At 49.2% G+C, this 12982-nt stretch carries 1 protein-coding gene (only partly in view); it reads left to right on the forward strand.

Annotated features, from left to right (window positions below; translation table 11 throughout):
- Nucleotides 1–12982 carry the start of a CARDB domain-containing protein gene (locus tag EL341_RS02515; protein ID WP_126466931.1) on the forward strand. Its footprint extends 20681 nt past the window's final position, so the window shows 12982 of its 33663 coding nt (coding positions 1–12982); it begins with the start codon at nucleotides 1–3; the stop codon falls past the right edge of the window.

The raw sequence follows: 12982 nt of genomic DNA on the forward strand, positions 1-12982 counted from the left end.
ATGACAGATAACTCATCAGAAAAAAGTGTAATGGATGCCAACATCATTAAGCACGATAAATTGCAGTTACTAACGCTCGAGAGTTTGAATTCAGCCCCGATGTTGGTTGACGGTAATATTTCTGTCCCGGGAGAGGTGGATCGCTACCAGATTACGGTGGAAGAACCTCGTCGGTTAATCTTCGATAGCCTGACCAATCGCAGCGACATGATCTGGACGCTGACCGGGCCAAACGGTCTGATCGCCAGCAAGAAGTTTAATGCAACCGATGCAGGCTCTGGGTTCTCAGTATTCGATCTGATACCCGGTCAATATACTTTGACCGTTGATGGTGTCAATGATGCGGTGGGTGATTATACGTTACGTCTGATTGATACCATTAGTGCCGAAGACATAACGTTGGGTACTCAAGTGCAGGGAAACCTGAAGCAAATGAACCAATCGGTTGTTTATCGCTTTCAGGCACAGGCGGGAGATAGTTTCTATTTTTCTGGTTGGGTTATACCGTATAGTTTAATTAGGTGGGTCTTGATCGATCCCTATGGTCGTCAGGAAGGTGGGATATATAATACCGATAGCGATCGTGAGCGCTTTAGTGTGCAGTGTTCCGGTGAATATTTATTGGTTTTGGATGGTGAAATTGCTGCGAATAGGCCTACGGACTACCGTTTTACGCTTTTCTCCGTGACCGATTCTGTCCAACCATTGGCATTAAATGAGCAGGCGGTTGCCAGCATTGATCAGCCGGGTAAAACCGCCCATTTCACCTTTACGCTATCGCAACCGCGAGCCATTCTGTTTGACCGACTGTGTGATGATAATTTTTATTGGATGCTAACTGGCCCTGAAGGGACGGTGGTGGCGCGTACTGCTAATTTTGATGCCAAGAGTTATGCTAAGGGGAAGGGGTGCCTTTGGCTGGTTGCCGGTGACTATCGCTTATCTATCGACACCTCTATGTCGACGTTAGGAGAGTATGCTTTTTGCCTGCCCTGCTTGCAGGATGCAACGATGCTGCAAACCGATCGCTCGATCGAGGCAATATTGCAGCCAGCCAACAGCATGCAGATCTATCAGTTTGACGTTAAGGCAAACGATAAGATTTTTGTTCACGGTATCGAAGTATCCGATCAGTCAATTTCTTGGTGGCTATTGGATGAGAAGGGCTGGCAAAAGGACAGCGGTAATTTAATGACGTCAAAGCCGCCATTTACCACAATGACCGCTGGACGCTATTGGTTGGTTGTCGGTGGTGCAGATCATTATGCGATAGACAAGAGCATCAGTTATCAATTCTCTGTTAACCAAGTGGCAGAAAAGCAGGAAACGCTAACGCTGAACACCGAGATCAGCGGCGCGGTAACGCTGGCAGGTCAAGGCGTATCTTACGCCTTCTCTTTGGCTGCCGACGGTAGTCTGGCGTTTGATGCACTAACCAGTAACGATATGCTGTGGTCGTTGGTGGGGTCGCGTGGCGTGGAAGTGAGTAATCGGCGTTTTGACCGCAGTGATGCCGATGGGGCGTTTAGCGTTATCAATTTGGTGGCGGGGAACTATCAACTTATTGTTAAAGGTAACGGTAGCGTAACGGGTGACTACGGTTTCCGACTGTATGATTTGGCATCATCTGCCGTTGAGATGAGCATTGATACGCCGCTAACGGGGACATTGTCCCCCGGCAGCGGCAGCCTGGTTTACCAGTTGGATGCGAACGCCGGCGATAAGCTGAGCTTCCAAAGCGTTGAAGTGGCCGGTGGTAGCGCCATTTGGCGCATGATTGACCGCTTTGGCCAAGATGTATGCGGGGCGAATAATTTAGCGACCAATCGTTCAGAGTGGTCGCTGTCCGTAGTGGGTCACTATTATCTGTTGATAGAAGGAAAGCCGACCAATAAATCAGATATTAGCTTCACTATTCAACTGAACGCCACTGGTCATGAAACGCCAGTAGCATTGCCGGAAGGTGAAACGGTTACCTTTGATAAGGCGCTATCAGGTTCATTTACCAATGCGGCTGATACCAAAGTCTATCGCTTTAGGTTAGAGCGGCAGACGCAGCTGATAATGGATAGTCAAAATCGAGATGACTATTGGAATCGTAGCAGCGCCGTCTGGTCATTATCTGGGCCGCGAGGCGTTGAGGTTGATCAGCGTGATTGCTATATCAGTGATATCTATCGTTATGCAAACGGCAATTCTTATGATGGTGCCCTTATGCAGCTTCCTGCTGGCGACTATGCATTAACAGTAAAAGGCAGTCGTCACTCTTCACTTTATCACGACGGCGCTTATGCTTTTCGCCTGATTGATCTTGCTGCGCTGCCAGATTTAACGTTGGATCAACAGGTGTCTCTAACCCGCTCACCGGGGAATTCGGCGGTAGGTTATCGCTTTTCGGCCACTGCCGGTGACACTATGTTGCTTGATAATTCACAGGGCTCTTCTTACTGGCTGCTAGTCGATCCTTATGGACGTAAGGTGTCAGAAGGTTCCAGTGACGGTATCAGCAGTCGTAATTATCCCCTTACCGTTGATGGCCGCTATACGTTGCTGTCTGATGGTTCTAGCAATGACACTGCCGTTACTGAAGTGATATTCCGTCTGGCGCGTAAGCAGACGGTTGAACAAGCGCTGACGTTTAATGAGTCCTATAGCGGTACGCTGGCGGCCAATCATATCGAGGCGGTGTATACCTTTACCCTTGAACGGGCAGAAACGCTGGTATTTGATGCACTGAATACCGATAAAAATGATGCGGTCAATCTGCGATGGTCGCTGCGTGGGCCTTTGGGTAATCAGACAGGCTGGCGCAGCCTCAATACCCTCGATGCTTATACTTTCGGTGGTCAACTGCCTGCCGGCACCTACACCTTAGTATTGCGTAATACCAAAAATACCCCGGCTTCTTATCAATTCCGCTTGATGAACCGCGATGTTGCTAAGGTTCTCACCTTAGGCTCGCCGATTGTGGATACGCTAACGGCGGATGAAACCAAAATGTATCGGTTTAATGGTGAAGTCGGCGAGAATTATTTTTTTGAGGGAATGAATAATTATTACGACGGCAGTCAATGGATACTGCTTGATCCGGTCGGATTAAGCGTTTCTTCCGGTCAAGATTATAACAGTAAAAGCGATATTATTCTGAAGGCTAGCGGTGAATATCTACTGTTATTATCTCCCACTTCGCGCACTGAGCTATCAAACGTTAAATTTCAGCTTCATCGCAAAACGGAAACCACCGCAGCAGTTGTCCTGAATCAGCCTCTGAGTGGGCGTATTAATCATAGGGTAGAGACCGTTAAATACGGTTTTACGCTAACGGCGGCAACGCGTCTGGCAGTGAATACTTGGGGCAATAGTAATTTTTATTGGAGTTTATCCGGTCCACGCGGTCAGGAGGCCAGCAATAACAATTTCTACTCCGATACGCGTTTCTTCACGTTGCCAATGGGCAACTATGAATTTACCGTTGTTTCGAGCAATAAACAGACAGGGGAATTCCATTTTTGTTTGTTGGAACAGTCTCAGCTATCGACACTCGCCTTGTTGGAAGAAACTACTGTTGTTTTTGCTGCTCAGTCCTTGGCTGCTGTTCATCAATTGGTCAAGCTAACGGAAAAGACGACGTTGGTTTTTGATCTACCGGATAATCACGGGGCGGATATAGAGTGGGCTTTCTATAACGAACTGGGTAATCGCGTTGGCTACTCTTCGCTTAATTCAGGGTATAACCGTACGATCACGCTGGCCGCGGGGATGTATTGGTTAGTATTGAGCCCTAATCGAATGTATGAGGAGCCGCAAACTTTAAGGTTCACTTTAAAGGAGCAAAATGTTCAGCGCACCAGCATTGAATTAGATACGCAGGTGACGGGGGCATTAGCCTCACCGGTTCAAGAAAATATTTATACGTTTAAACTGGATGTTGGTAAGGCGTTAATCTTTGAGAATTTGGTAACCGATCGGAATTTATTCTGGTCGCTACAGGATGCCAATGGCTATAACCGAGGCTCAGGATCGTTTAGCGGATCGGTGCGGTTAAATACACTGGTGGCCGGAAACTATACGATGCGGGTATACACCCAAGTATCGCGAGATTTGGATACGGTGGCCTTTCGTCTGCGGGATGTCTTTAGCGCCCCATTGTCTGCGTTAGGGGAACATCAGCTTACGTTCTCTGCGCAGGTGCCGATACACATCATCGCCTTAGATCTGGTTGGTAAATCAACAGACTTCTTTATTTATCAGCGTATTAGCCTGTCGGAAAACATAGCGCTGTCGGGCTATTTATTGGACGATCAGGGACAGTGGAAGCAGGAGATCGCTAACCAAGAAAGCGCCAGTATGCTGCTGGTAAAGCCGGGGCGTTACTACTTAGTGTTGCAGGCCACGAATCTGCCAGTTGAGCCGGTTGAATTGCATTGCCGTACGCTAATAGCCCAAGATCAACATCATTCACTGCTTCTGGAGCAACCTGCGCAGGGATATTCGAACGCCAGAGTGCTATCTGATTTCTGGAATTTCACGCTGGATAGCGACCAGCATGTGCTCATTGATGGCACTGCAACCCACTACTTTGAGTGGCGGTTGCGCAATAGTTGGGGGGAGTTACTTAAAAACGGTAAATTAGGCTCACAGGTATCGTTAAAACTGACCGCAGGCAGTTATTGTTTGCAAGTTCAGGCAGGGTATAGCAGCAACAATGTTATTCCAGGCGATTACAGTCTGAGTTTGTCTGGTATTGCTGCGCTGTCTCGAGATGTGGCCGTTACCCATGAACTTAGCGCATCTCAGCCAGTTTGGGTTGGGCGTTTACCCATTCAGGCCGGTGAAGTGTGGCTGCTTCAATCTATGTTCTCCGGTGGCGCGGGGAAAATTACCGTGTATGATTCGCGGGAAAATGTTGTTGCCTCCGGCAATATGACGCCGTGGCTGATCCAGCTTGATGCGCCTCAGAAGTCAGGGGATTATCTGGTCAGAATTGAGAACACCGGTGACAGCGATCTGAGCTTTACCTTAACTGCTCTGTTGACGAACACCATTTTGCATTCGCCTATTCAGGACGATGAGCTTTTTAACCTATCCATTACCTCTGCAACCGACTATCACCACTATCCTATTTCGTTGACGACCAATAAAGATTTGGTTATCAGCATGCCCGATTCCAGTAGCGGCGTTTATTGGCGGCTTGTGCGTGTTGGAGATCACACCGCGCAGAGCTGGCAGCAGGGCAATCAGTATCAGCGTTTGGTAGCCGGAAATTGGCTACTGATGGTCAGGAGCGAACGGTCTGATGGCGCACCATTACGCCTTCAGGTGCAGGATGCCGCGCAAGCACGTGCGTTGACTCAGGAAAACCTGTCGGGACAGCTCGCCGACGGGCATGACGTCGCGGTTTATTCACTGGCGCTAACCAAAGGGCAACGGTTAAATATTGGCGTACAAACGGCCATTCCACAAACATTGTACTGGGCGCTCTATAACCCTCAACGGGAAATCGTGTTAGATGGGGATGGAGCAACCATTCATCAGATCAATGATTTTCAGCCCGGACGTTATACGCTGGTTATTTATGGACAGGGACAGCGCGGCTCGGCACTGGATTATGTTGTTTATAGCGAAGAACGTCAGCCGAAATCCCTGACGCTGGGAGTGGGCATGCAAGTTGCCATGCCAAAAGACAATGAGCAGGTAGAATATGTCTTTACCTTAGAGGAAAACGCTGAACTTATCTTTAGCGCGCTTCAAAGCCGGAGGTATATCAACTGGCTGATCGTTAATTCAAACGAGGATGTTGCTGTTGGCGGCACAGTTAGCGGTCATGGCGAGTGGTTTAATCTGGTGGCAGGACAGTATCGATTAGAACTGATATCACGCGGAGGACTCTCCAGAAGCGGAGAAGCAGAACCTGAAATATTAGACTTCCAACTGGCGACCTTCTCTCAATTACAAAAGTCGACCCTTCAGTATGATATTCCATTAACGCAAGAACTGTCGGTAGAGACCAGATCGGCGCTGCATATGTTAGCGGTACAAATCGGTGATGTGCTGACGTTAACCTCACAGGTTGTTAGTGGCGAAACATTTAACTGGTGTTTGTTCAACGAAAGGAAGGAGGCTGTCTGGAATGGTTCGACGGAAGACCAGGAGAGCCAGAGTGAGCTCTCTATTGACGAGAATGGTCAATATTACCTGCTAGTGGAGAAAACCGTTACCTCGCAACCATTAAGTTATCAACTGCAAATGGCTCTGGATGAACAGCGGAATATCCTGCCGGAAGGGGAAATACTGTCGTTAGGTGAGGTGAAAAACATCACCATACCGAACGAAGAAACAAAGGCATATCGCTTTACCCTTACGGAATCCACACACTTAGTGGTTGCGGGAAATACGTTAGATGATAGTTATCTCAACTGGGAATTAATCAACGTCGCAACGATATTTGGCAATAATGCTTTTTGGGCAAACTCAAGAGGCGAACGTTTATATCAGCTAGCCGTGGGGGATTATGCCTTAAATATCATTAACGACAGTGGATATGGTGATGTGCCGCTGACTTTCCGTCTGGAAGATAGGGAATATGCACCGCTAGTGACGGTAGGAAGTGACATTATTGCTTCAGCGGAACATGTCTTGTACCGAATCTATCTCAACGCCGGTGAGCGTTATTACTCTCAGGCTTCGCAAGGGACTTACTGGATCGTTTATAGCCCTGCTGGGGTAGAAATGGCATGGTTGTACGGTGGTGATGTGTCAGAGTTTGTGCCCCTCTCTACCGGTGATCATTGGATTGTTTTATATGACGAGTCTTATTCAGCAGAATCGGTATCACTGAGTATTTTTCCACAACAAGAGATTGAAACGGCCATTAATTTCGGCGATACGCTGACCGGCGGGGTGGAACTGGGAGAGAAACAGCGTTACACCTTTACGCTAATTCAGGAGCAATTACTACTCTTAGACTTTTTACAGTGGAGTTATGGGCAAACGTGGCGGCTATTGTGTAATGGCGTCGAAATAGTATCGAAGACATTGTATAACGGTGACGGTAATGAGCTGCTAAATCTGGAGGCTGGCGACTATCAACTGATTTTTGTACCTAACCGAGCAGGGGAAGCGGCGGAGTATCGCTTCAAACTTGTTGATGTTGCATTGGCTCCGGCATTGCCGCTGAAGACGCCATTCTCGATTAACGCGGCCTCCAGAGAAACCAGCCTGTTTAAGTTGGGTTTACGCGCTGGAGAGCTCTTTATCTATCTGGGGCTGAATACCAATGCATCCGGTAGCCTCAGCCTGATAAATTCAACGGGAAATCATGTGGATAGTATTCCATCCCTGCTTGAATCTTATGTATTTTTGTCATCCCAAACGGAAGATTATTATTTGCTGGTAGATGGGGAGTCTGACGAGGGCAACATCTCTTTAAATGCGCAGTGCCAGACAGTGGCGGTGGATACGCATAGCCAAAGTTTGACGATGGATACCCTCATCAAGAATACGCTGACGCCGGAAGAGACAGTGAGCATTTACCGTCTGGACAGCGTGACTAGCAAGAAATTCAGGTTTATTTCTCATCAGTCTGCTGATGCAGAATGGTATGTGCTGAAGGACAATGGCCAACTGCTAGCCCGTGGAAATATGGGGAGTAATAGCCAGCTTGTGGCGCAGAGCAAACTGGGTGAATCCTATTATCTGGTGGTGTGTAGTTTAGCGCTGGAAGAGACCGTTGAGTATAGCTTTACTGCCGATAGTCTTACCGCCGATAGGGGAATGCTCCAGCTTGATACCGCTTATAGCGGTGAGGTTCCTTCCTCCAGTAACATCACTTACAAACTTCAGCTATCAGAACCTACGCAGATTATTTTTGATGCCTTTGGTACGGTTGGAAGCCAGAACTATTACCTCAGTTGGACATTGCTGAGTGTAGAAGGTGAGATATTTAATCATTCGATGTTTTCTTCCTATAGTGAGGAAGCTGTACATCAATTAGCGGCTGGAAACTATCTGTTACGTATTAACAATGACTACAGAGATCTGGCACCTTATCAGTTTAAATTGGTCACGAATGCAGCAGCACAATCTTTTAATAAGAATGAGAACGTACAGGGAACGTTAAATCCAGGTAGCAGCGTTCATATCTATCAGTTCTCTGCGCAGGCAGGTGAACGCTACACCTTCTTTATGGCTCAAGGAGCAAGGGGCTATTGGAATCTATTTGATCCTCAGGGCAATCGGTTATTTAACCTGGGTTTTGGGCGCTCGCCAGATGAGCTTGTTTTGACCAACGGCGGCGACTATCTATTGATGTTCAGCGGTCAAAATAACTTTCACGAAGCTCAGCCTTATGAGTTTAGCGTATGGCAAACGGCAGACCTCGGAATACTACCGACCGACACACTGATTGAGCAGTCACTGGAGAGAGGCCAGTCAGTAAGCTGGCAGTTTAATCTTGATCAACAACAACTGGTGGTATTCGATAATCTGTCGACAGATGCCGGCGGTCAATGGCGTTTGGAGAATGCCAGCGGCGTGATTTCCGACTGGAGTATGACCGCAAATACAGATAGCAAGCGCCAACTGGCGGCGGGCAAATATCAAGTAACGTTGTTTAACAATACTCAGGCCGAACAACGCTATGCTTTCCGTCTGTTAACCTCGAAAAGCGCGACCCAAGTGACGGCGGGAACGCCGATGAATATTACGGTTTCTCCGACTAATGGGGCTCAACTTTATACTTTCGACGCTTTGGCGGGAGAACGTTACTACTTTGACGCCCTGCCAGCGATATCGGCCTTTATGGAGAAACATCCTGGCAATATGTCCGTTCCATACTGGTCGCTGCTGGATCCACAAGGAAAAACCATTTTCTCCGCGGTCTCAATGGGAGCGTTCCGTGTGTCTGGTGATACTAACCCTGAAACCAACAGTTGGCAGTATCGTGCCTATTTCACTGGTGTTGATCAGGAACCACCGGCGTTTAGTCTGACCGGTACTTATACACTGGTGATTGAAGGTCTCAATAATAACGCACTGCCACAGGTTGAAGTGGCGTTTAATCTGGTCAACGTGCCACTGCCATCAACGGTAGAGTTGGGACCGATCACCCTGCCGGATGGCCCTGATTTGGTGATTAATCGGGTTTCCCTTGAGCCTGAATCAGGTCTGCAAAGCGGTCAGGCGGTGGATATCAGTTGGGTGGTCGAGAATCGTGGCACATTGCCAACGGTCGGTCGCTGGAACGATAGCGTGACGGTGCGCAATCTGAATAATGGTCAACTGATCGCGGTGATTTCCGTCCCTTATGATAATGAACAAGAGGGGGATATTGCCGTTGGTGATAGCCGTACTCGCCATGTTGTGTTGCAACTGCCTGAAGGCATTTCCGCGGTTGGGCATCTGGATATTATCGTCATAGCGGATGCTGATAATTTGTTGCATGAGCATAATCCTCAGCTAACGTCAGAAGACAATAACGGCCGCAGAATTACCACTAAAGTTATATCGTCAGACTATCCCGATCTGGTAATTGAAGACTTTACGCTGGAACCGGACGGTGACTTCCAGCCGGGGCAGGATATTACCGTAAACTGGAACACAGTGAACCGCGGTGTTGTTAAGGTGGTCGCTCCATGGAGTGAACGTCTGGAGATTTATAACCGCTCCACCAATGAGGTGGTGTTAACGCAAACCCTGCGCGATGAGCAGGATTTAGCCGCCGATGAGAAACGAGAGCATCGCCTACAGTTGATCTGGCCAACGGGCGTATCAGCATCCGGGCACTTTATTGTCCGTATTATTATGGACAGTGAGCAGGAGGTTGATGAAGTTAATGCCGATGGTGACGGCGAAAGCAACAATATTCAGGAATTAACCTATGACGTAGGCCCGGATATGGTGGTGCGAGCGCTACAGGTGGCGACTCAAGACATTCATGCCGGGGATTTGATCACCATCAATTGGCAGGACTGGAACCTGGGAACCAGCGCCACCGGTATTGGTTTTACCGATCGGATTGTGGTGACTAATATCACCGAGAATAAGGCCTTACTGGATACGGTATTGGTTTACGATCCGTTGGCGCTGGTCGATGGTCAGATTCTGGGGGCAATACTGCCGGGTGAGTTCCGCCCACGCAGCTTTACCTTCCGTTTGCCGGATGGCATCAAAGGCCGTGGTGACATTAAGATTGCGGTGACGACCGATCAAAACTCAGCCGGTTTCGGCGTGTTGTTTGAAACCAATCTTACTGGCGATGCGGAAGACAACAACCGGGCCGAAATTCAGATTCACGCCAAGAAATCCAGCTATGCGGATTTACGTATTGATGAGGTAACTCTGCCTGATTCCGGTATTTCCGGTGAGAAGGTGACGCTCACGTGGACGGTGAGCAATCAGGGCGAGGCCGGGACGAAACATGACTGGACCGATCGGGTTGTTTTCAGTCGTGATGGAACCATCGGCAACGCGGACGATGTGGTGCTTGGTTCGGTGCGTTGTTCCGGGCCGCTGTTACCGGGTGAAAGCTATCAGCAGCAACTAACGGTACGTCTGCCAGCCATTGCAGCCGGTCATTACTATTTGGCGGTGAAGACCGATGTCGATATGGAAAGCGGCGAGCAGGATACCCACGGGGATAATGTCTCAGCGGCACAGCCTATCGAGCTCATTAAAGGGTACACCGACCTGAATGCCATCGCGGTAAACGGGCCGGAGAACGCGCTCAGTGATGAGGCGATTACCATCACTTGGCAAGTGCGCAACGAAGGTAATGCCACCACCAATATGGCGTTGTGGAACGATTGGGTGGTGCTGTCCCGTAGTGATAAGTTAAGTGATTCTCGCGATATTATTTGGTCCGGTACTGTGGTGCATTCAGGCTATTTGGGGCCGAACGAAACCTACACTGGGCAAACAACCCTAACCCTACCGCGTGACTTAACCGGCGATTTCTACTTCATTGTGAATGTGGATCATGTCCGTTCTGTCGATGAAGAGGGCAATACCGCCAATAATGTGCGCGTTAGCGAGACTAAACTACGGGTTGAGTTATCAAAAACCCCTGACCTCACCGTTAGCGAGGTGAAGGGGCCTTCAATTCTACGTCCGGGAGAGCAAGTAACCGTAACCTATACCGCGCATAATCAGGGGGATGGCGACACCAAGACCGCCTGGCGCGACCGGATTTATATTCAGCCTGGAAATGGCAGTTACCAGTACCAAGTCGCCACCATTCTGAACAGCAATATGCTGGCATCCGGCGCCAGCGCTGAACGCAGTATTAGCTTCCGCTTACCGAGCTGGTTCGATGAAGGAGAATATCGTTGGGTCGTGCTCACCGATAGTCAAGATAACATCTACGAACGCGGTGGCGAGGATAATAACTGGGGCACGTCAGAGGAAGCCGTGAAGGTTGCCTGGACCGATCTTTATATTGAGGCATTGCAGGCCGAATCAGTTATTCAGTCCGGTGAGACGTTGCACGTGGCCTGGACGGTGGGGAATCAGGGCGGCAATGTAGACGTTGGCTGGCACGATGCTCTGTATCTGGTCAAAGATGGCGTACAGCGAAAAGTCGCAGAAGTTGAACATCCGACTGGTATGAAAGCTGGGGAGAGCTATCAGGCAAGCGCCGACATCGATATTCCTCTCGCCTATAACGGTGAATATCAACTGTTATTAATGTGTGATGTGAACCGGCGAGTGACCGAGCGAGTACGGGATAACAACAATAAACGCGTTGAATTAACCATTAATCTGACGCCGCATGCGGATCTGGCGGTGAAGATTGATAGCGCATCCAGACAGCTGATTGCCGATCCGGCCACGCTTAACGTGGTCTGGACGGTGAACAATAAGGGAAATGCCGCTGCCGGTAGCGCCGGATGGGTTGACCGTGTGATCTTGTCGCAGGACGATACGTTAGGCAATTGGGACGACCGCGTGGTGGGGGAATACCGTCACGAAGGTGGTCTGGCCGTCGGTGAGTCATACCAGCGTAATGAAAATATCCTCTTACCGCCGGGCACAACCGCACGTTATAAGCTATTTGTGGTTACCGATGCCAAAAATGAAGTGTTTGAACACGACTTAAAAGCCAACAATGTAGCGCGTTGCGAACATGATATTGACGTGATGCCCATGCCTTATGCTGACTTGCAGGTAAGCTCAATGGCCTTTACCGGCACGCCGATTAGCGGCGGGGAGCTGCAACTGACTTGGCGAGTGGTCAATAAAGGTATTGGTATTACTAATATCGGCGCCTGGAATGACAGTTTGTGGTTAAGCCGTCAGGCGGATGGCAGTGGCGTGGTAGCCAGATTTACCGCCAGAGCGCACCTCGGTCAACTGGCGGTGAACGATGGCTATACGCAAACGGTGAATATCACCTTACCACAGGGGCTGGAAGGGGAATTCTTCCTGAATGTGCGTACCGGTGGTCCGTTTGAGTTTATTTTCACCCATAATAATACCGCGTCTATTGCGGTATCCGTTGTCTTGTCTCCAAGTGCCGATCTTAGCGTCAGTAAAGTGACGGCACCGGAGGAGGCGCAGGAAGGTTCACTGATAGACGTGGGCTGGCAAGTGCTTAATCAGGGACAGATCGCCGCTAAAGGCTTGTGGACCGATAAAGTGTGGTTGGAGCCGCTAAACACCGCTCAGAGTGCCATGCTATTGGGCGAATTTACTTACGATCGCCCTCTGGAGCCAGGTGTCCACTATACGCGCACTGAACCGTTGCGTCTGCCAGCCAAGCTGGAAGGTCTGTACCGTATTAAGGTTATTACTAACGCCAATCGAGCGGTATATGAGCACGGTAGCGCTCGTGATAATAACGAAGGCATTGCTGACGTTATTACCACTATCAGACTGAAAGCGCGCCCAGACTTACGCGTTACCGCCATTGAAGCTCCGCAAAAAGTGACGGCAGGTACCCGCGTCGGCATTAAATATACCATCAGTAATATGGGCTCGATGCCGG

The organism is Pragia fontium (assembly GCF_900638655.1).
In the GTDB taxonomy this organism is placed as follows: Bacteria; Pseudomonadota; Gammaproteobacteria; order Enterobacterales; family Enterobacteriaceae; genus Pragia; species Pragia fontium.